Origin of the sequence: uncultured Bacillus sp., from assembly GCF_958411575.1 — a bacterium.
GTDB classification, from domain to species: Bacteria; Bacillota; Bacilli; order Bacillales; family Bacillaceae; genus Bacillus; species Bacillus spizizenii.
The window spans coordinates 26116-46782 of record NZ_CATYRA010000012.1; the positions used below are offsets into that span (position 1 = coordinate 26116).

The 20667-nt window shown below is 37.8% G+C and carries 19 protein-coding genes and 2 pseudogenes; 20 read left to right on the top strand and 1 reads right to left on the bottom strand.

Going from position 1 to position 20667, the window contains the following annotated elements:
- Window positions 1-762: 762 nt before the first annotated feature.
- The 9 genes and pseudogenes from Q5C82_RS17365 to Q5C82_RS17405 all read left to right on the top strand — a co-directional run bounded on the left by Q5C82_RS17365 (window position 763) and on the right by Q5C82_RS17405 (window position 9633).
- Window positions 763-2280: an NADH dehydrogenase subunit 5 gene (locus tag Q5C82_RS17365; protein ID WP_003223661.1), complete on the top strand. Its 1518-nt coding sequence runs from the start codon at window positions 763-765 to the stop codon at window positions 2278-2280.
- A gap of 14 nt (window positions 2281-2294) precedes the next feature.
- Window positions 2295-4913, top strand: a complete 2619-nt coding sequence (locus tag Q5C82_RS17370; protein ID WP_013307898.1) for a DUF2309 domain-containing protein — start codon at window positions 2295-2297, stop codon at window positions 4911-4913.
- A gap of 72 nt (window positions 4914-4985) precedes the next feature.
- Window positions 4986-5520, top strand: a pseudogene (locus Q5C82_RS17375) (carbonic anhydrase).
- Between the two features lie 64 nt (window positions 5521-5584).
- The gene (locus tag Q5C82_RS17380; RefSeq protein ID WP_003223668.1) at window positions 5585-5875 is read left to right on the top strand and encodes a DUF6407 family protein; all 291 of its coding nucleotides are present in this window, start codon (window positions 5585-5587) and stop codon (window positions 5873-5875) included.
- 55 nt (window positions 5876-5930) lie between these two features.
- A complete protein-coding gene (locus tag Q5C82_RS17385; protein WP_003223670.1) occupies window positions 5931-6305 on the top strand; it encodes a DUF2294 domain-containing protein in 375 nt (124 codons plus the stop codon).
- 371 nt (window positions 6306-6676) lie between these two features.
- Window positions 6677-6754: pseudogene (locus Q5C82_RS17390) on the top strand (TlpA family protein disulfide reductase); the annotation flags it as partial.
- A gap of 239 nt (window positions 6755-6993) precedes the next feature.
- On the top strand, window positions 6994-7971 hold the full coding sequence (locus Q5C82_RS17395; protein WP_003223671.1) for an alpha/beta hydrolase: 978 nt from the start codon (window positions 6994-6996) through the stop codon (window positions 7969-7971).
- 1 nt (window position 7972) lies between these two features.
- Complete coding sequence (gene ybdJ / locus Q5C82_RS17400) at window positions 7973-8644, top strand: two-component system response regulator YbdJ (protein ID WP_003223673.1); 672 nt, start codon at window positions 7973-7975, stop codon at window positions 8642-8644.
- Window positions 8641-9633 (top strand): HAMP domain-containing sensor histidine kinase, encoded by a 993-nt coding sequence (locus Q5C82_RS17405; RefSeq protein WP_003223675.1) that lies wholly within the window; start codon window positions 8641-8643, stop codon window positions 9631-9633. The genes ybdJ and Q5C82_RS17405 overlap by 4 nt, the downstream gene beginning before the upstream one ends.
- Before the next feature lie 225 nt (window positions 9634-9858).
- Here the strand turns inward: Q5C82_RS17405 and Q5C82_RS17410 are convergent, their stop codons facing one another.
- Entirely contained in the window at window positions 9859-10749 is an 891-nt protein-coding gene (locus Q5C82_RS17410; protein ID WP_003223677.1) for a LysR family transcriptional regulator, read from the bottom strand.
- 154 nt (window positions 10750-10903) lie between these two features.
- On the opposite strand from Q5C82_RS17410, the gene thrC reads away from it, so the two are divergent.
- The 11 genes from thrC (at window position 10904) to Q5C82_RS17465 (ending at window position 20660) form a co-directional block, all read left to right on the top strand.
- The gene (thrC, locus tag Q5C82_RS17415; RefSeq protein ID WP_003223678.1) at window positions 10904-12205 is read left to right on the top strand and encodes a threonine synthase; all 1302 of its coding nucleotides are present in this window, start codon (window positions 10904-10906) and stop codon (window positions 12203-12205) included.
- Between the two features lie 120 nt (window positions 12206-12325).
- Window positions 12326-13468 carry an acetyl-CoA carboxylase biotin carboxylase subunit family protein gene (locus tag Q5C82_RS17420; protein ID WP_003223680.1) on the top strand — a complete coding sequence of 381 codons (1143 nt, stop codon included), beginning with the start codon at window positions 12326-12328 and terminating at the stop codon, window positions 13466-13468.
- Entirely contained in the window at window positions 13453-14676 is a 1224-nt protein-coding gene (locus tag Q5C82_RS17425; RefSeq protein ID WP_003223682.1) for an MFS transporter, read from the top strand. The genes Q5C82_RS17420 and Q5C82_RS17425 overlap by 16 nt, the downstream gene beginning before the upstream one ends.
- Before the next feature lie 35 nt (window positions 14677-14711).
- Complete coding sequence (locus Q5C82_RS17430) at window positions 14712-15215, top strand: thiamine pyrophosphate-binding protein (protein WP_003223684.1); 504 nt, start codon at window positions 14712-14714, stop codon at window positions 15213-15215.
- An 11-nt stretch (window positions 15216-15226) separates the two neighbouring features.
- Window positions 15227-15787, top strand: coding sequence for a thiamine pyrophosphate-dependent enzyme (locus tag Q5C82_RS17435; RefSeq protein WP_003223687.1), 561 nt, complete (start codon window positions 15227-15229; stop codon window positions 15785-15787).
- Window positions 15784-16797: an aldolase gene (locus Q5C82_RS17440; protein WP_003223689.1), complete on the top strand. Its 1014-nt coding sequence runs from the start codon at window positions 15784-15786 to the stop codon at window positions 16795-16797. The genes Q5C82_RS17435 and Q5C82_RS17440 overlap by 4 nt, the downstream gene beginning before the upstream one ends.
- A complete protein-coding gene (gene aepX / locus Q5C82_RS17445) occupies window positions 16794-17684 on the top strand; it encodes a phosphoenolpyruvate mutase (protein ID WP_003223692.1) in 891 nt (296 codons plus the stop codon). The genes Q5C82_RS17440 and aepX overlap by 4 nt, the downstream gene beginning before the upstream one ends.
- Before the next feature lie 22 nt (window positions 17685-17706).
- Window positions 17707-18795 (top strand): hypothetical protein, encoded by a 1089-nt coding sequence (locus Q5C82_RS17450; protein WP_003223694.1) that lies wholly within the window; start codon window positions 17707-17709, stop codon window positions 18793-18795.
- Between the two features lie 35 nt (window positions 18796-18830).
- A complete protein-coding gene (locus Q5C82_RS17455) occupies window positions 18831-19229 on the top strand; it encodes a YjbQ family protein (protein ID WP_003223695.1) in 399 nt (132 codons plus the stop codon).
- A gap of 41 nt (window positions 19230-19270) precedes the next feature.
- Window positions 19271-20410 carry an alanine--glyoxylate aminotransferase family protein gene (locus Q5C82_RS17460; protein WP_003223698.1) on the top strand — a complete coding sequence of 380 codons (1140 nt, stop codon included), beginning with the start codon at window positions 19271-19273 and terminating at the stop codon, window positions 20408-20410.
- Window positions 20403-20660 carry a glutaredoxin domain-containing protein gene (locus Q5C82_RS17465; protein ID WP_003223700.1) on the top strand — a complete coding sequence of 86 codons (258 nt, stop codon included), beginning with the start codon at window positions 20403-20405 and terminating at the stop codon, window positions 20658-20660. Before Q5C82_RS17460 ends, Q5C82_RS17465 begins: the two co-directional genes overlap by 8 nt.
- Window positions 20661-20667: the final 7 nt, after the last annotated feature.

Sequence of the window (20667 nt, forward strand, 5' to 3'; positions counted from 1 at the left end):
CCTTTGGTTATTTAGCCAAAGGGGTTTTTATGTTAGAGGTGATTTTGTATGAAAGAAATCCAAGAGGAATTTTATAATTATTTTCGCACATTCTGTTTAGTAAATAACTGAGTGGGTAAAAATTTAAATTGCCAACTATAATTAAATACTGGTTCAAAGAAATTAGTATGATAGATTTCACATGCCTTAGTAAAGATTATATCTTCAAAGGGAAAAAGGATTGATACTTCATTCTTCGATTTCCAACATGTAAGTTTGAATTTACTGAATAGAATATGAGGTTTTTGTTGACAACTTTTAAAATTTAGCTTATCTTATACGTAACTTCATAATCTGCAAATGTTATTTTTCCTTTTAAAATAACTAGGCCTTTAGCATTCTTTTAATATTTAATTTTAAATCTTGAAAGGATGAAAAAGCATTCTAATAAAAGGAAGAGTAACATAAGTCGATTTATTTTATAAATCAAGGTTCTAAATTAACGATGATTTCATTCCTTTAGAAGGAACTTAAAATAATGTATATAGTAAAATAACCAATAATAAGGTAGCTCTTCAAAAAACTTCGCAGAAGTTAGTTGAAGTGAAACCGACAATTTTCAAGATTCAATGATCTTACATCATCATTGAAATTTTGAAGTTGTCGGTTTTTTTGTTGGAAAAAAATAGAGATAAATAAAAATTGAAATAAATAATAGAAAAATATGATCTGATTGAGAGGTCATTTGAGCAATAACGAGATTTAAAAAAGGGAGAAGTTAGAATGTTAGTTTCGCTGAGTTTGTCATCATTATTAACATTATTTTTTATGACGCTTATTGCTTCTGGGATAAGCGGACTATTGTTTTTACATCCACGCGTGCCCTTGGGTTATATCCGCATTCATATTGGTATCTTGGCTTTACCGCCTTTGGTTTCCTTAGTGAATCTTGCCAATAAGAGTGTGGAAGGAAATGTTGGCCCTTGGTACTTCGATTCCTTAGCTTGGTTAATGACTTTCTTTGTTTTGACAATTGGTCTAATCATTCAGCGTTTTTCTGTACGTTACTTAATGGGTGATCGATCTTATCGAAAATATTTTACGCTTTTTACTTTCACTACAGGTGCTGCTTCAATTGCATGGTTAAGTGGCGATCTCCGCTTGATGGTTATATTTTGGGGAGCAACTCTTGTCGGTTTAACCTTACTGATAAGGTTAAACAGTGCTTGGCAAGTGGCTAGTGAAGCAGCCAAGGTTTCTGGTCGATTATTTTTGTTAAGTTGGTTTTCATTGTTTTTCGCGATGATTTGGCTGTTTCAAGTCACAGGTCAATGGCAGTTATCATTGGTGCTAACAAATGAAAGTTTAGCTCAACTGGGAGGATGGGAGAGAACAGGGATTAATCTATTGATTGTATTAGCAGTGATCATTCCTGCAGCTCAATGGCCATTCCAAAGATGGTTAATTGAGTCTATTGTTGCTCCAACTCCTGTTTCTGCGATTATGCACGCAGGTTTAGTAAATGCAGGCGGGATTATACTAGCTCGATTTTCACCTCTATTTAATGGAGGTATAGCTTCGATTATTTTACTTATGCTTGCTAGCATCTCTGTATTGATTGGAACTGGTATTAGTTTAGTCCAGGTTGACTATAAACGCCAGTTAGTAGGCTCCACGATTGGACAAATGGGGTTTATGCTCATTCAATGTGCATTAGGAGCCTATATCGCAGCCATTATTCATCTTATTTTACATGGTTTATTCAAAGCTACGTTGTTTTTACAAGCTGGTTCAGCAGTACGGCGTCATGAAGGATCAGCTCGCGCTAATGAAGGAACATCCTATTTATGGATCATGGCTGGTCGGATTTTATCCTTAGTTATAGGCGTTGCTTTTTGGCTCGTTGCTCCTGGAGAGGGGTATCAATTCATTAGTGCGCTAATCTTAGGGTGGTCATTGTCCGTTTCTTGGACTCAGCTCGTAGCTTTTGGTGAGGGAAGAATTGGTCGAATTGCTGGTTTAACATTTTTAGGAGGAGGAGCCTTTGTATATTTTATCATTCATAACCTCTTCTATAAGTGGTTGCATACAAGCGTTTTTCAAAGTGTTCAACCTCCAATGTCAGCTGTCATCATTGTCGTATGTCTCTTACTATTTGGTAGTGCTTTAGGTACGTGGGTTGCTCGTCATCGTTCTTCAGTTTTGTTCGCAGTACTCTATCTTTGGTTAGTACGATTAGGTGAAGCAAAACCAAAGACAGTAGAGAGTCATCCAGACTACCTTAAACAATTTTTATCATAAGGAGGTAATAAGTGTTGGGCATTACATCCGTATTAACAAAAGAAAATGTAAAAAAGAAAGATACAGAGATTGATTTTCAAGATAGAGATATTAACGTTTTAATTGAATCAGCCAGCCGAGTCATTGCGCCACTTTGGCCTATTTCAACATTTGCTGCACGTAGCCCGTGGATGGGACTTGAAAACCAACCTTTTGATCAGGTTGCAAGTTGGTTGAAACAAACTCGTGATGTTGATATATACCCTAGTGCCTCTATGATCCGTTCAGCAAAGAATAAAGGTGAGATTGACGAAGATTTTGTAAAGATGGGGCTACAGCGTTGGCTTGACTCACATTCCTTTAATATCCCGCGGGACGTGGCAGAACGATTTTGTCATGCTGGATTACAATTAGATCCACTGCCTTCCAGCCTTTTATCATCACATAAGCTGGAGAAATTGGTGAATGAATTTAGTGGATTGGATCATATCGAGAATTTTTTTATGCAACCAATAAGTTCATATATAGAGAATCAAGACGGAGAAAAGTTAGTTAATATACTTGATCATCATGTTATCAAGTGGTGTAAGTTATATCTGGATGACTCTCAAGCAGGTTGGACAATGCCTAATCGTGAGGAAGGTTTCTATCGTGCCTGGCAGCAACTCATTCAATATGATCCAGCACTTAGTAAAAAGCAGCGTGAAAGGTTAAAAGGCTGGCCGCAAGAGGCACATATGGCTTTACAAGAAGCCTTATTCGCACTAGAAATCCCAGAATCGGAAATCCAGACTTATCTTGAAGGTCATTTACTTTCCTTACCTGGATGGGCAGGGATGATGCTTTGGCGCTCCCAACAATCGAGCCATGAACATGCACTCCTTACAGAATATTTAGCGGTTCGAATATCCATGGAGTGGGCCCTTATAAAGCCATATTTACCTTTGAATACTCAACGATCTGGGAAAGAAATTTCGATTACTCCCCTTTTAGCAGCCTGGATTCATTGGGGGAGCCTTACATTAGAGGAATGGTCACAGATGCCGGCCAATGAACAAAACGAATATTTATCATTTGCCTATAGCTTTGATGAGAAACTTCGCAGGAAACTTTGGCTAGAAGCATGGGAACAAACACATACAGATCGATTAAGTCAAAAGATCATCTCGAAACAACGTGAAACCGACGGTAAAAAATCTGCAATAGCTCAATTGGCATTCTGTATCGATGTACGATCAGAACCTTTTCGTCGTCAACTCGAAAAAGCAGGCCCGTTTGAAACGATTGGTGTTGCTGGTTTCTTCGGGGTGCCGATTGCAACTTGTGAACTTGGCAGTAAACACAGTCATGCCTCCTTGCCGGTCATACAAAAACCGCAAAATAAAATAAAAGAGTTCGTAGATGAAGATGTACTCGAAAAATACAACCAACGCAAGCAAGCAGTTCATTCCGTAAGCCATACATTTAAAACGATGAAACAGAATGTACTTACGAGCTTACTTCTACCTGAGTTAAGTGGACCTTGGCTTAGTCTGCAAATGGTAGCGCGTAGTTTTGTACCAAGAAAAGCGGATCGTTTCATTCGTCATCTCCGTGAGACTTGGTTACGTAAACCTGATACAAAACTCTCGCTTCATCATGATGATGACACAGAGGCAGAAATACCTGTAGGTTTTACTGAAGAAGAAAAAGTGAACTATGCTCGGCAAGCACTAAAAATGATGGGATTAACAGAGAATTTCGCACCGTTAGTCGTGATTTGCGGGCATGGCAGTCAAAGTACCAATAATCCTTATACCGCGGCTCTTGATTGTGGTGCCTGCGGTGGGGCGGCCGGTGGATTCAATGCAAGAGTTTTAGCTGCTTTATGTAATCTTTCAGAGGTAAGAGAGGTTCTTTTAACTGAAGGAATGAAAATCCCTGAGGATACGGTTTTTGCCGCCGCTGAACATCATACAACGGTGGATGAATTGCATTGGATTTATGTACCAGAACTTTCTGAAGCCGCTCAAGAAGCATTTGAACGAATCGAAGCTGTTATGCCGAAAGTGAGTCATAATGCAAATGCAGAACGTCTAGCCCAATTACCGAATTTCCAATCGAAACTTAAAAATCCGAAGGCAGAGGCACACCGATTTGCGGGAGATTGGAGTGAGATACGTCCGGAATGGGGATTGGCTCGTAATGCCGCTTTTATTATCGGCCAACGTGAACTAACTAAGGATTGTGATTTGGAAGGAAGAGCCTTTCTTCATAATTATGATTGGAAGCAGGATGAAAGCGGTGAACTCCTAGCAAATATTATTGCTGGGCCTGGAACTGTGGCTCAATGGATTAATTTACAATATTACGCATCAACGGTAGCACCTCATTATTATGGTAGCGGAAGTAAAGCAACTCAAACCGTTACTGCAGGTCTCGGAGTTATGCAGGGGAATGCAAGTGACTTGTTAGCCGGACTGCCTTGGCAATCCGTCATGCAATCAGATCATGAGGCTTATCATTCTCCTCTTCGTTTGTTGATCGTCATCCAAGCACCTAAAGAATATGTAGAACGATTATTAAATAATGATTCAGCATTTCTAGAAAAAGTTCAAAATGGATGGGTTCGACTGGCTAGTGTTGATCCAGAAGGGCATTGGGAAAACTGGTAACTGCTAAAATAATCATCTCAAATGGATTTGTTACTCAATCAAAAAATGAACACATAAGAAGAGGTGGGCTATATGAATGTAGATAAAAATAAAAAAGTATTATTTTTGACGGACATTGAAAACGGATTGGAGCCTATTTTACAAGAAGTGACTCATACTCCAGCAGAAAATATGTTGACGATACAAAGCTATGGTGCCGATATCTCACATCCTTATGGAGAAATCATGAGGTCTGTTATTATTGCAATTTATCAGGAAGATGTTGAGGAGGTTTTTGTTGTAGGAACAAAAGATAAGAGGACTTCCACAGGTCATATACTAACTCAACTTGAAACAATGAAAGATAAACTACAAACATTGGATTATCTTTTTCAAAATTGCAGGCCTGAATTTTCAGGTGGTACATTCGATGAATGGCTAAATGGAAATGAAAATAGCAGTGACGCTATTGAAAAAAGTGTTGATATCATTCGCCATCACCCTTTAGTGCCGTCATATGTTAAAGTTCGAGGTTTACTCGTTCATCATAAGGGTGGAAAATCCTCAATTGAGGAGGTTCCTACTGTTAAAACAGCGTCAAGCCTTACTTGATCATTGCTTGTCATGATGAAGTGGAAGGGGTCACCTTCTGTGCCCCCATATATGGAAAAAAGCAGTTCTAAGGAGAATGTATGGACTCTAATTTAACTGATTTTGTAATGAAAGCAATAGAGGAAATAAATCCGTTTGATCGTGAAAGTATAGAATGTATGAAAAAAGTAATTAGAAAAGCAATTGATTTTTATCATTTAAAAACGTATGAAGAAGTTGAGGAAACCCATGTAGGAAGCGTTCGATTTTTGCATGTACACTCCATTATGGAAGAAAATATGTTATCCAAAATTGTAGTGGTCATAAGAAACGGTGAAACTGATTTGGATATTGAAGGTGTATATGAAGGACATGTTGTAAGAGAATATTAATGAGACGAAATAACAATAGAAGATGCCAATTTTTTTGCCAGGAGATGTTTTATATATGAAAAAATCGAAAGGTTCTTTTGAATCAGAGATCAGTAAGTCCATTACTCAATGGGAGAAGGATTATCTAGGGCGTGGGTCTGTATCTGTTAAGACTGATATACTGCGGGATATGATCATCGTTAATTTAAAAGGAATTTTAACACCAGCTGAATATGCAGTTTGTGGATCAAAAGAGGGTATGTTATCTATCAAACAAACTCGTTCGGAGTTAGTTGAATCAGGTATAGAAGGTCTTAAGGATATTATCCTAACAATAACTGGAGAAGAAGTGAAAAGTTTCCACACTGATTTAAGCTCTCGGACAGGTGAACGAGTGATGGTATTTAAATTATTTAATGATCTAGAGAAAAATTTAGAAAAGATCTTATAATATAAAAAATTGAAATGTTTATGAACACTACTATTCAAGCCTAGTATAGAACTGGTTATTCAAATGTTATTATATTTTTCCTTGTTAAACAGGATGGCAGTTATTATAAATTGAACATAATTAACGCCGCTTCTTTTGTTTTACAGTTATGGCATCATTGATGATTTATAATTCACAACCTAAGCGGACGTGAAGAGATATCAAAGATCCTATAAGTTGAGATGAATTTGATGAATAAGACCTCTTTGGTTAAATGACCAAAGGGGTCTTTTGTGTCAGTGCTCAACATATTCGATAATAACAATTAATAGGGTGGCTGAGTTTGGCATCTCACAGGATTATTTACAGTTAGGATAAGGAGAATTAAAAGGGTGAAAGCTGAACAAATAATGAAAGAATGGCCAATTCATTTACCCTGGTTGAATCAATCACAGAACGATTTGACATTCCTGTAAGTATGTAGATAAACGGTTGAATATTATCAAACGATCCTTCCTATAAGCAGGAAGGTTTTTTAATGATAAAATATTCGCTATTAGTAGGTGAATTCATCAAATGTTCCGCCATGCTCCCAATGTACACCTTTCCGTAAGGGCAAAGTCAAATGTCAAAATAAAATCTTTCCTAAGTTAATCAGAAATTTATTTTCATATCGTATCCTTTCCGTATCACGTGAAAGGAGCATCATATGAAAACATTATGGAAAGTCCTAAAAGTCTTTTTTGGCAGCTTGGCTGCTTTGGTTTTCCTTGTATCCGTCTCGGTATTTATGTATCACCATTACCAACTAAATAAGGAGGCGGCACTATTAAAAGGCAAAGGCACTCTAGTCGATGTTGATGGTAAAAAGATGAATGTGTATGAAGAGGGAAGCGGGAAGGATACGTTTGTGTTTATGTCCGGTTCGGGGATCGCTGCGCCTGTTTATGAGATGAAAGGGGTGTACCGCAAGTTTTCAAAAGAAAACAAGATTGCTGTCGTTGATCGGGCTGGTTATGGATACAGTGATGTGTCTCACGATGACAGAGATATTGATACGGTACTGGAACAGACGAGGAAAGCGCTTATGAAAAGCGGAAATAAGCCTCCTTATATTTTAATGCCTCATTCCATATCCGGGATTGAAGCCATTTATTGGGCGCAGAAATATCCTAAGGAAATCAAGGCCATTATTGCGATGGACATTGGATTGCCCCAGCAGTATGTCACGTATAAATTGAGCAGGATCGACAGGCTTAAAGTGAGAGGGTTCCACCTGTTAACTTCGATTGGTGTTCATCGGTTTATGCCTTCCGCTGTATATAATCCTGAGGTGATTCGGCAGTCGTTTTTAACTGATGAAGAAAAAGAAATCTATAAAGCCATTAACTTTAAGCAATTTTTTAATGCAGATATGGAGCATGAGCTTTTACAGTCTTACCAAAATGGCAGCAAATCTGTGAATCTGCCGGCGCCAAAAGAAACTCCCGTCTTGATTTTAGATGCGGTCTCTGACCAAAATAGACATTCAAAGTATGCCATACAAAACCGAAAAGATTATGAAGCGTTTGCGGCTCAATTCAATACAGCCGAAATAAAGGAACTAAGGGGAACACACAGTATTTATTTATATCAGCCTGATCAAATATATAAACTTTCTATGGAGTTTATGAGAAAGGTTCGCTAGGATGAAGGGTTATCATATTTTAATCGTGGAAGATGATGTGACGATTGGTGATCTACTGCAAAAGATTTTGCAGCGTGAGGGATATCATGTGATGTGGAAAACAGATGGAGCGGATGTGCTTACGGTGATTCAGAAGGTGGATTTGGTCATTATGGATGTGATGCTGCCGGGTGAAGACGGATATCAAATGTCTGCTAAAATCAAAAAACTGGGGCTGCGCATTCCGGTCATTTTTCTCTCGGCCCGCAATGATATGGACAGCAAGCTCCAAGGTTTGCAGATCGGTGAGGATTATATGGTAAAGCCTTTTGACCCTCGAGAGCTGCTATTAAGAATGCAGAATATGCTTGAGCATCATTATGGCACTTTTACGCAAATCAAACATTTGTATATTGATGCGGAAACCAAAAAAGTATTCAATGAAAGCCTGCATGATGAGGTGTTGTTTACTGCGATTGAGCGGAAAATTTTCTTTTATTTATATGACAATAGAGACAGCACCCTGACAAAGGAACATTTCTTTGAATATTTGTGGCAGCTCGAAGACAGAAACCCGAATATCGTTAATGTGCACATTAAAAAAATCAGAGCCAAAATCAAGGATCAAGCGGGTGAAATTATTGAAAATATCTATGGAGAAGGGTATCGATTGAATACCGTTGTAAAGAAATGAAGCTCAAGACAAAATATCAGTTGTTATTATGTACGGCCGTCGTTAGTGTTCCGGTGCTATTGCTGGCGGTTAGCATTTTGATGTCGGTGATTTATGACAGCATGTTTAAATCGATAAATCATGATATGCCTTTTCACAGGTCTTTTGCGTATCCCGCAATGCTCGTTGTATTTTTATTATCACTCTTATTGTTAGCTTTTTTATTTTCAAAGTCGATTCATTCTTTGCTGCATAAAATCAATCTATTGAATCAAACCATTCGGCATCTGGCGAGTGATCAAAAGGTGCCAGATAAAATAGAAGTGAAACGTGCTGATGAAATCGGGGAACTGACTAAGTCGGTCAATTTGCTAATTGAACGAACGACATACCGTGAACTGGAACTGAGGCAGCAGGAGGGAATTAAAAAGGAGCTTTTGCAAAAACTGCGGCATGACATTAATACACCTTTAACCGCTCTCAGGCTGCAGTTATTTTATTTGGAAGGCCAATGTCATGATCAGGCTGTATTTGAATCATTGTATCAGCAAATCCACTATATCGCGGAATTAACAAATGAATTCAATCTATATTCCGCTGAGACATTAGAAAGGTCTTATATCATAAATGAAGAAGTGAGTCTAAACGAACTGTTAGAAACAGCTGTGAAAAAGTGGGATTATTTATACAGTATGAATGGAATTGAGCTGCTCTATAAGCCGGCAGATCAAGATATGATATGGGTGAGCAACCGGTTATGGATGCAAAGGCTGTTCGATAATATTTTTCAAAACACGTTAAAGCATTCAAAAGCTAAAAAAATGGAAGTCATGATTGAACATGGGACTGTTTCTATTTGCGATGACGGGATTGGATTTGATCGAGATGAGAACAGTGAGGGGCTTGGGTTAAAGATTATTGAGGATATATGCAGGCTGCTTCATATTACGTACCTTTTAAAAACAGATAAAACAGGAACTCATTTCAATTTAAAAAATGATAAATTGTAAACCCCTTAGAATGAATATGCAAGGGGTTTTTGGTATGGAGAGAAACCGCTCATTACATATAAAATTAATTAAAAGAGTGCAAGTGGTATGTTGAGGATGAAGAATTTATATAATAAATAGAAGGTGTTTATGATCATTTTGGGTTTTTTGTAAAGTGTATTCGAGAGAATTTTCGGGATCCATTCCATAAAGATAGTATGCGTTTTATATGATAAAGAGATAAGATTATTCCATTTTTTCTTTTCTTATCAGCTCAATAAAATTAAATGCCGATGTCGAGATGACATCATCATTTCTCCAGCATAACGAAATAGGGTTAGTAACATCCACATGTTCCACATTAATTCTTTTAACATCTCCTCTTGATATATAGCGATTGACTTCAAGGAAGGAAACAAATGTTATACCATACCCTTCTATGACAGTATTAATGGTCTCATTTAGCCCGTTCATTTGTAATCCTGTGCATGGCTTATTCACATTGAACAGATTGCATAAAGAGAACAATAATTCTCTAGAAAAACTCCCTTCCTCGCGAAAAACAAACGGTTCTTTTACAATTTCTGCTAATGTGGTGGTTTGTTCTGCATATTTGTGTTTGTTATTGGAGATAAATACCATTTCATCCTCCAATAATAATGTACTGCTAATATGTTTATTAAATGTCCTGTTTCCGCCAATAATACCGATGTCAGCTTTATAATTTACTAGTTGACTTATGGCTTCTGTTGAATTGACTGTGGTAATTTCCACATCAACATCCGGGTACTCTCCTTTAAAACGGCTGATCCACTTCGGGAGTAAAAAATTAGCTGGTAAACTAGTTGCCACGATGTGCAACTTTCCCACAGAGCCTTCTTTTAGATGTTCCAGGTAGGATTCAATCTCATTTTGGAGCGAGAATAATCTCTTTGCTTGTTTAGCTAGCTGGAGCCCTGTTTGCGTTAAATAAATTCCTCTTCCTCTAGGGCTAAGCAAAGTTAGTCCAATTTCTTTCTCTAGTTTTTTAATCTGAGCTGTCACAGCAGGCTGACTTATATTTAGTTTTTTTGCGGCGCATGTGACATTTCCCTCCTCAGCTACAGTGTAGAACAGTCTCAATGCATGAAGATTCATCGTTCATCTCTCCATTCATAAAAAATAATTATGATTACAAAAAATATATATATTAGAATATTCCATTTAGCTATATTATTATAAATTCACATATAAAACTTCAATAAATTTCTATTTTCAGGTGGTGAGGGGACAGCTTGATGTCTAGCGAAATATGAAACTTGTATGTATTGACTGTGGACAGGAAATGTCTTCTGATGATTTTAAGTATCAATGTTCTTGTGGTGGACTGGTTGATATTGTTCATGATTTTTCTCATTACGATACCGACCATTTAAAGCATGTATTTCATGAACGTCTATCTGAACGTATGTCTGTTTTTGCAAGCGGAGTATGGAGATACAAAGAGCTTATATATCCAGATTTGCCAGTTGAGAGTATTGTTACAAAATATGAAGGGAACACAGGGTTATACCGCTCTGAGATGCTATCGAAATATACCGGAGTGAGAAAGGTATATCTAAAGGCGCAAAGTGAAAACCCCAGCGGTTCGTTTAAGGATAACGGCATGACTGTTGCTGTTTCACATGGAAAACATTTAGGTTATGAAAAATACGCCTGTACTTCTACCGGAAACACTTCTTCATCATTGGGAATGTATGCTTCTATTGCAAATGCTTCATCCTACGTTTTTGTACCGGATAAAGAAATTTCAATTAATAAAGTATTGCAGACAGCAGCTTACGGTGGAAACGTATTCAGTATTCCGGGAACTTATGATGACGGTATCAGGTTTTTGGAAAAGTATAGTGGTGATTTTGGTTTTTATATATGCAATTCTATTAACCCTTTCAGAATTGAAGGCCAAAAGAGCATTATTTATGAGATAGCTCAATATCTAGACTGGAAATTGCCTGATTGGATTATTGTTCCTGGCGGTGCTCTTAGCAATGCAACGGCTTTAGGGAAAGGACTCCGCGATTTATATGCTTTAAACTTCATAGACAAGATACCTCGGGTAGCTATCATACAAGCGGAAGGCGCCAGTCCATTTCATCAAATGATTAGTAAAAATAAAGAAACAATTGACCCGGAACCATTTCCGTACACTAGAGCTTCTGCATTGAATATAGGAAATCCTCCTAGCTGGAAAAAAGCGAGAAAGGTTTTGGAAGATACAAATGGAATCACTGTTTCTGTTACAGATGAGGACATTCTTGATGCAAAAGCAATAATCGACAGAACAGGAGTGGGCTGTGAGCCTGCCTCTGCCTCTACTGCAGCAGGACTCCGTCAATTGAGGTCACAGCAGGTAATAGACAAAGATGAATCTGTTTTGTGTATTTTAACAGGCAATATATTAAAAGATACTGGGGCTCTCCACGATTACCACTTTGGAAAAGATTTGAACGGCAAGTTTAAAAACAATATTAAATCTGCCGAGCTATCATTTGGAAAGATAAAATCAGCGATGGAGACGATTCGTGATTTGAATGGTTTATTAAAGATTCATTAATTAATCAAAAGACAGTACAAGAGAGGAGGAAAAGCGATTAGCATTTTAATACTGAACAAAACCTCATATTCTAAATCTCCGTATGATTTATGGCTAAAGGATTTAGAAGAACCTGTTGTAATGCTGACTTCAACTGAACGGTTGCACGAATGCAAAAACTATGATCAGATCGAGTCATTTGATGAGTATCCGGTTAATGGATGTATTGAAATCAGAGCGCTGGAATTACATGAAACATATAGTTTTAACACCATAATTGCAATGTCTGAGTATGATCTTTTAAGAGCAGGTAAACTTCGTACTCATTTAGGATTGAAAGGGCAGTCTTATGAGAGTGCACTATTGTTTCGGGACAAAGTTTTAATGAAACAGCGTTTGGAAGAACAGGGGATTCCTGTTCCCCATTACCGGAAAATTGAATCCCCGGTTGACCTGTACCTTTTTGTACAGCAGTTTGGTTTTCCGGTAGTAGTCAAGCCAATAGATGGGTCGGGATCTGTCGATACAAAGGTGCTAAAAAATGAAAAAGACATGATGAAATACTTATCTAAGGGTCTTGATGGAAATGTTGAAGTGGAAACGTTTGTAGATGGTGATATGTACCATATTGATGGGCTTATGATAGACGGACATATTACATTAAATTGGCCCTCTCGGTATATAAACGGATGTTTGGCTTTCCAAGAGGAACAATTTTTAGCCAGTTATCAGCTTGGCGCTGACAACCCATTGACCTCCAGATTAATTGGCATTGTTGAAAAAGCACTAAAGGCGCTGCCATCCCCAAAAACAACTACTTTTCACGCGGAAGTGTTTCATACTCCGGATGATAAGCTAGTGTTTTGTGAGATTGCTAGCCGGACTGGAGGGGGGTTAATACGTGAGGCTATTCAGCAAGGATTTGGTTTTGACTTGAATGAGGTTTGTGTGAAAAAACAGTGCGGCCTGCCCTATGATATTCCAGATTATTCACAGCTTAAAATAGGGCCAAAACAGTTAGGCGGGTGGATTTTGATCCCTCCTAAATACGGGCGGTTGGTCAAAATTCCTTCAATTCCTTTTGAGAATTGGGTAACAAAGCAAAAAGTGTCTGCTAGAGAAGGAGAGGTGTTTCAGGGTGCTTCTTCTAGTGTAGACGTTGTATCAAGTTACTTAATTAAAGGGAATTCGGAAGATGTACTGATCAATAGAATTCATCAAGTTGCCTCATGGTGCAGTGAAAATATGATTTGGGAAGGCAAATCAACGTGTTCTCTCAAATAAAAGAGTTTTTCGGATTACATCCGGTCATTAAGTTTTTGCTTTTGGGAACTCTTGTCACAAAAGCAGCAAAATCAATGACAACACCGTTTTTGGCTATTTACCTCCACCAAGAAACAGGAGAGGGTTTCGGTGTAATTGGCTTGGTAATTGGCTTGGGGTATTTTGCGACTACGATTGGAGGAATCATTGGAGGAACCCTTTCCGACAGAATCGGCAGAAAAAGTGTTATGTTATGTTCCATTTTTATTTGGAGTGTTGTTTTCTTTCTTTTTGGCATCGTTCATACAATATTATGGTTCAGTTTGTTAAATATTTTAAGCGGTCTGTGTCATTCCTTTTTCGAGCCAGTTTCAAAAGCTTTAATGGTTGAATTAGCGGATAGAAAGAAGAGGCTCAGCATTTTTTCTTTACGGTATCTGGCCATTAATATTGGCGGTGCTCTAGGTCCGCTATTAGGAACATATCTGGGACTGGTGAGCAGCGGAACCCCTTTTATTATTACTGGTTCTGTATATCTTTGTTATGCTCTTTTGTTATTTTTTATGATGAATAAACTGCTTCTGCAAAATAAAAGCAATTCAAAAAAAGAATTTCATTTGCCATTTATATTTAAGACACTGAAAAAGGATATTGCTCTTCGTTTTTATATAGCAGGCGGGATATTCTTGTTATTTAGTTATTCTCAGATGGAGAGTACCTTGCTTCAGTACCTGAACCTTGATTTCGTGAACGGCGTGAAGATATTCTCAACTTTAATAACCATAAATGCTGTAACTGTCATTATATTGCAGTTGCCATTAACACGCCTTTTTGAAAGATATAAATCAATGACAACGATTTCTGCGGGAAGCGTGTGTTGTATCATCGGGAATATTGGTTTTGCTTTATCAAACGGTTGGCTTACTTTCTGTATTTCTATGTTTATATTAACTGTGGGCGAAATCCTATGTTTTCCATCAATGAATGTATTAATGGATGAGTTGGCCCCTGATAGTATGAGGGGAACTTATTATGGAGCGCAGAATTTTTATAATGTAGGGGAGTTTATAGGCCCGTGGCTTGGAGGCATTATCCTCAGCCTTTTTGGCGGTACAACCATTTTCTTAGTTGCAGCTTTGTCTATCTGTTTTGCTTTAACAGCATATCGTATCGGCAACAGAAAGCATAGATTCGTTCAACTTTATGAAGCTGAAGTTATGAATAAATAATTATTAAGTTATTTTTTATAAGGGGAGAATTTGATTTGAACTCAACTGCAGAAAGAATGCTGAGTACACTTACAGAAAACAACTATACACATTTTACCGGAGTGCCATGTTCATTATTAAAAGGTTTTTTTAGGCTGCTGGAATCAAAAGAGGCTATAGAAAAACAAAATATTACATTTATCCCCTCCATTAGAGAAGATTCTGCTTTAGGCGTTGCATCCGGTATGTATCTAGGCGGGAGAAAATGCGTGATGCTGATGCAAAATTCAGGCTTAGGATACTGCTTAAATGTTCTTACGTCCTTTAACTTCATATATGATATTCCTATTTTATTACTAATTAGCTGGAGAGGGGCATACGGTAATGATGCTGTTGAACATGACATAATCGGTGAAAAACTCACTGATTTACTCGATTCAGTGGACATTCCTTACAAAGAGCTGGATTATGAAAATTCTGAAGGAACGATATTAGATGCGCTTTTTTTAATCGAGAAGACAAACCGTCCTGTTGCGATATTAATTAAAGATGAAATATAGGAGGTGTCAGTTTGAATAAACATGACGCAATTCAGCTTATTTTAGGACAGTTTCCATCAGCATACTTGGTTAGTACATGCGGTCATATAAGCCGTGATTTGTACAACATAAATGACAGAGCCAGAAATTTTTACATGGTTGGGTCCATGGGGATGGCCGCTCCTGTCGGATTGGGATTGTCTACCGTGTATCCTGATGTTCCTCTGGTTGTGCTAGATGGAGATGGATCGTTTTTAATGAATATGGGGATTATTACGATGATCGGTCATCAAAAACCTAAAAATTTTATACATGTTGTTTTGGATAACGGTATGCATGAAAGTACGGGCGGACAAAGGACGGTTCCTCTAGTGAATGTAACAGATATAGCTTTACAAGTTGGGTATGAGTATGCCATTGAAATCAATTCAGGGCAGAAAAGTTTTGATTTGCCTAACGAGGGTCCGGGACTCATCCATATTAAAGTTGAACCACGAAGCGAAAAAATCGGCAAAAGAGTACATTGGACACCGCAAGAAATAGTCCAGCGTTTTACAAATGAATTAACTTTAGAAAATGAGGTTTCAGTATGAAAATGCAATTAATAGATTGTACACTTCGGGACGGCGGTAATTTCAATAACTGGTTTTTTTCAGCTGAAGACATCAATCAAATTATCCTGCATCTAGATAAAGCCAATGTAAATATAATAGAAATCGGTTATATAGGAGGTTCAGGTAGCAATAAAGAAAAATCTGTCGGGAGTTTAGCCAACTGTACACCTGAACTTTTAGAACAGCTGCCGAAGACGATCCATTCACATTTAGCGGCGATGGTTGTTCCATCTGTTTGTGAGCTTCATCTATTGGACAACCTGAATCCGCAGCTGATTCCATGGATTCGCGTTGCTTCGTATCCTCATAATGCCGAAGATGCTTTACCGTATATTGAATACCTAAAAAATCGAGGTTTTCACGTTAGTTTTAATGTAATGGCAGCCAGTTATATTGAAGAGAAAGACATGGCTGAGCTAGCGAAAAAATCGCATGTTTTTGGTGCGGATGTGTTTTATATGGCTGATTCTTTCGGGAATCTAACGCCTGATGGTGTTAGAAAAAGGGTAGCAGCTGCATTTGACCAGGCGGATTGCCCAGTTGGTTTTCACGGACATAACAATCTTGGATTAGCCTTTACAAATGCTCTTGAAGCAATGGATGCGGGAGCAACTTTTATAGATACTTCATTATGTGGAATGGCTCGAGGAGCAGGAAACCTTCCAACAGAACAATTTGTAAGTGCAATACATCATTGGGACAAGTTCGGCGACATCCCATACAAACTACATCCAATTTTAACTGCGGCTGAATATGTACTATCTTCCATCCTATCTTCACCAATGAAAATTTCCACCCCAGAGATTATAAGCGGAATCAGCAACATCCATTACTATTTCTATGATTTAGTCATTTCAAAGTGCCGAGAAGTAAATCTTGATCCCTTACAAGTATCAACATTACTTGGACAAACCTTACCTAAAAGAGTTGATATGTCTTACATTGAATCAGTTATTGATCAAAATTTTAGACAGGAGAGTGCAAAATGAAAGCTAAAAAATTACGTGAGTTGCTATATTCAAATCAAGTTGTGCGAGTAATGGGGGCGCATAATGGTTTAAGCGCTAAACTTGCTGAACAAGCCGGGTTCCATGCAATATGGGCCAGCGGATTAGAAATTTCGGCATCTTATGCTGTTCCTGATGCTAATATTTTGACTATGACAGAAAATCTGCAAGCCGCAGTCGTGATGAATGAATCTACATCCATCCCAATCATTTGTGATTGCGATTCTGGTTATGGAAGTGTGAACAATGTCATACGTATGGTAAAAGAATATGAAAGAAACGGAATTGCTGGTATTTGTATAGAAGATAAGCAATTTCCTAAATTAAATAGTTTTGTGAAGGGCTCGCAAAAATTGGCAGATATTGATGAGTTCTCAAATAAAATCAGAGCGGCAAAAGATGTTCAAAAAAATCCTGATTTTGTTGTTATTGCCAGAATAGAAGCCTTAATTGCGGGTCAAGGAATGGATGAAGCATTAAACAGAGCCTATGCTTATGAGGCAGCAGGAGCTGATGCCATTCTGATCCATTCGAAAGAAAACCAGCCAAACGAAATTAAGGAATTCGTAAAACAGTTTACTGGAGCAGTACCTATTGTGATTGTACCTACGACATACCCGCATATAACCGTGAAAGAAATGGAGTTATTGGGCATCAATATGGTCATTTATGCCAACCACGGTCTTAGAAGTTCTATTAAGGCAATGCAAGAGACATTCTCCCAGATTCTCCTTGATGGAAATACGGTAGGTGTAGAAGATAACATTGTGTCTATGAAAACTGTTTTCGAACTTCAAGGTATGTATGACATGAGAAAACAAGAAGATATGTATAACTCCGGCACTTCTGTCATCAGTACTATCAAATAAAATAAGATAGGAGTAATTTAGAATGATTTCTGACCAATATAATATTGTTTCACTAGCATATTTACATTCAAAAATTAATTTTTTTATTGAACCGTCATTATCATTAGACCATGTTTTTGATTTTTTCAGTACACACTTTTTTATTAACAGGGGAAGACATGAAGAAGATCGTTTGGCTGATGTATACATGACTCATAATAAAGAAGAATTTCAAACGATAGACTTTAATAACGGTGAGGATATTTATATCAGAAAAAGTGCTACTGATTATTTCACCATTCCTTGTAAACGAGTAACTGTTGAAGGGATTGAATATGTTAAATGTACAAAAACAGATACGATCCTTTCATTTGATAAAGAAAACAAGAAAATAATCATTTCTACACAGTTACAAAATGCAGAGCAGGATGAACTGGTTTTAATTGAGTTCATTAGAGATTTAGTATTGAAAAATGAAGAGAACCATGGTGTGGCGGTGGTGCATGCGACCAGTGCGTTAAAAGATGACAAAGCAACTCTCATTATAGGTTCAAAAGGGAAAGGCAAGTCAACTTTATTGCTGGAATTAGTGAGTAAACACGGGTACAAACTCATAAGCGGTGATAAGACTTTTCTTTGGATGGAAGATGGGAAATTACGGGCCTCAGGGTGGCCGGATTATCCTCATTTGGGACTCGGCACACTTTCTAAATATCCGGAATTCGTCGAACACTTCGGGCTCTCTAATAAAATTGAATCAGTAAAAGAAAATCTTTGGTCAACTGAACATAAAATGGCCATTGATCCGGTTTTTTTTAAGAAGGTTATTCCTTTTGCAGAACCAGGGACATCATTTATGGTCGAATGTATGATTTACCCTGATCTATTTCCTTCAACAGAATGCGGAATCAAGCAGGTAAGTAATCATGGTGAATTGATTGTACCGCATATAGAAAGGATTTTTACGAAAGGGAACACGATGTGGAACCATTATATTCGGCCTGTACATCAGAATGAACTGGAGAGAAAAATAAATCAGTGTATTGAGCTTGCTGGAAAGCTTTCTGCTTTTGAAGTGAGCGGATCAGGCATTTTAGAGGGTTCAGTGTTTAGCGAGAGATACGCTCTGTAATCTTTGAAAATTTGGAAATAAAGGAGAAAAATAAAGTGGTTGAAATCACGATTCAATCAAAAGGGTTTAATCACAGTTATGACATTACAGAACAAGTAACAGACGCATTATCTCAATTAGAGCCATCTTCAGGTTTAGCAAAGGTCTGTGTAACCGGCAGTACGGTAGGTCTCACTGTTATGCGTTATGAACCAGGCACCATACACGACTTGCTCCAATGTTTAGAGTCCATTGCTTCAAAAAATAAACAATATGAACACTTTAACACGACCGGTGATCCAAATGGCTTTTCACATGTGTGGTCTTCAATGATTGGGACAAGTGTGATGGTTCCATACAAAAATCATAAGCTAGCTTGTTCGGACAGCCATAGGGTCGTATTATTTGATTTTGATTTAAGGGAAGCAGAACGAAAAATCTATGTAGATCGTTAATGAATATATTAGGGGAGTTGTTTGAGATGAGGAAGTTACGGATGGCTACTCCGGGACCTACGCAAGTTCCGCAGGAAATTTTATTGGCGGGAGCACAGGAAATGATTCATCACCGATCCCGGCAAATGGAGGATATTATTAATGAAATTAATCGTGAACTCCCAGATCTTTTTTTGACAAAACAAGATATTTATATTTTGTTATCTTCAGGTACGGGGGCTATGGAGGCTGCTGTATCAAACTCCTTTAATAGGGGGGATAAAGTTTTAGTCGTCTCTAATGGTTACTTTGGAGAGCGTTTTACTGATATCTGTACAGTATTCGGTTTAGAGGTGATAACCGTAAGCTCTCCTTGGGGAACTTCTGTTAATATTGAAGAAGTTGAAAGAGCGTATAAGCAGCATCCGGATATAAAGGGAGTGCTCACTGTTTACAGTGAAACCTCAACGGGAGCAGTTAATGATGTAAAGGCCATTGGATCATTGTTCAGAGATACAGAGGTGCTGGTGATTGTTGATGCTATAAGCGGCCTTATTTCTCATGAGCTATCAATGGATGATTGGGGATTAGACATAGTATTAGCAGCCTCTCACAAAGGATTTATGATGCCGCCGGGCTTAGCGTTTGTTGCTATTTCGCCGAAAGCTTGGAAAGTGATTAATGAAATTCAGCCTTCAACTTACTATTTTTCATTTAAAAGATTTAAAAAATTTTATCCTATGGCACCTTCAAGTCCGGGTGTATCTTTACTATTAGCATTAAAAAAATCACTAGATTTATTGAAAGCAGAAGGCCTTTCGAATGCTACCAGACGACATGCCCGTATCGCTAGGGCAACGCAAAGAGGATTGGAAGCTTTAGGTTTTCACCTTTTTGTACAATCTCCTCATGTTAGAAGTCATACAGTGACAGCAGCGTTAGCTCCATCGGGAATTGATGCAGCTTTATTATTAAAAAAACTAAATAAAGAATATGGACTTACGATAACAGGGGGTCAAGGTGAGTTTAAAGGGAAGATGATCAGGATTGGACATATTGGAGCTATTGATGAAATTGATTTGTTCGGAATATTCGGAATAATGGAATTGGTGTTAACAGAAATGGGTTATCAGGTTCAGTCTGGGATCAGCATGACTGCTTTGAGTGATGCATTAGGAGGGGGAGTCATACACCATGCTTAAATTATATCAGAGGGAACCATGTCCTTATTGCAAACCGGTAAGAGAGAAATTAACTGAGCTGAATGTAACGTATATCAATGTGAATCTTCCGAAGGATCGTGCTTTACGAACAGAATTAATAGAAAAAACAGGCGTTCCTTATATACCCGCTTTAATTGATGAAGAAGATAACGTTATCATTTCAGGTAAACTGGAATACAACCAGCATGTCTTGGATTATATAGAAAAAAAGTTTGGCCAAAATCGTTAAGGGGGAT

Excerpts from the sequence above, each read along its gene's own strand:
- Q5C82_RS17385 (WP_003223670.1), top strand. The coding sequence starts at position 5,931 with ATGAAAAAATCGAAAGGTTCTTTTGAATCAGAGATCAGTAAGTCCATT.
- Q5C82_RS17410 (WP_003223677.1), bottom strand. The coding sequence starts at position 10,749 with ATGAATCTTCATGCATTGAGACTGTTCTACACTGTAGCTGAGGAGGGA.
- Q5C82_RS17405 (WP_003223675.1), top strand. The coding sequence starts at position 8,641 with ATGAAGCTCAAGACAAAATATCAGTTGTTATTATGTACGGCCGTCGTT.
- thrC (WP_003223678.1), top strand. The coding sequence starts at position 10,904 with ATGAAACTTGTATGTATTGACTGTGGACAGGAAATGTCTTCTGATGAT.
- Q5C82_RS17460 (WP_003223698.1), top strand. The coding sequence starts at position 19,271 with ATGGCTACTCCGGGACCTACGCAAGTTCCGCAGGAAATTTTATTGGCG.
- ybdJ (WP_003223673.1), top strand. The coding sequence starts at position 7,973 with ATGAAGGGTTATCATATTTTAATCGTGGAAGATGATGTGACGATTGGT.
- Q5C82_RS17395 (WP_003223671.1), top strand. The coding sequence starts at position 6,994 with ATGAAAACATTATGGAAAGTCCTAAAAGTCTTTTTTGGCAGCTTGGCT.
- Q5C82_RS17365 (WP_003223661.1), top strand. The coding sequence starts at position 763 with ATGTTAGTTTCGCTGAGTTTGTCATCATTATTAACATTATTTTTTATG.
- Q5C82_RS17450 (WP_003223694.1), top strand. The coding sequence starts at position 17,707 with ATGATTTCTGACCAATATAATATTGTTTCACTAGCATATTTACATTCA.
- Q5C82_RS17380 (WP_003223668.1), top strand. The coding sequence starts at position 5,585 with ATGGACTCTAATTTAACTGATTTTGTAATGAAAGCAATAGAGGAAATA.
- Q5C82_RS17440 (WP_003223689.1), top strand. The coding sequence starts at position 15,784 with ATGAAAATGCAATTAATAGATTGTACACTTCGGGACGGCGGTAATTTC.
- aepX (WP_003223692.1), top strand. The coding sequence starts at position 16,794 with ATGAAAGCTAAAAAATTACGTGAGTTGCTATATTCAAATCAAGTTGTG.
- Q5C82_RS17420 (WP_003223680.1), top strand. The coding sequence starts at position 12,326 with ATGCTGACTTCAACTGAACGGTTGCACGAATGCAAAAACTATGATCAG.
- Q5C82_RS17465 (WP_003223700.1), top strand. The coding sequence starts at position 20,403 with ATGCTTAAATTATATCAGAGGGAACCATGTCCTTATTGCAAACCGGTA.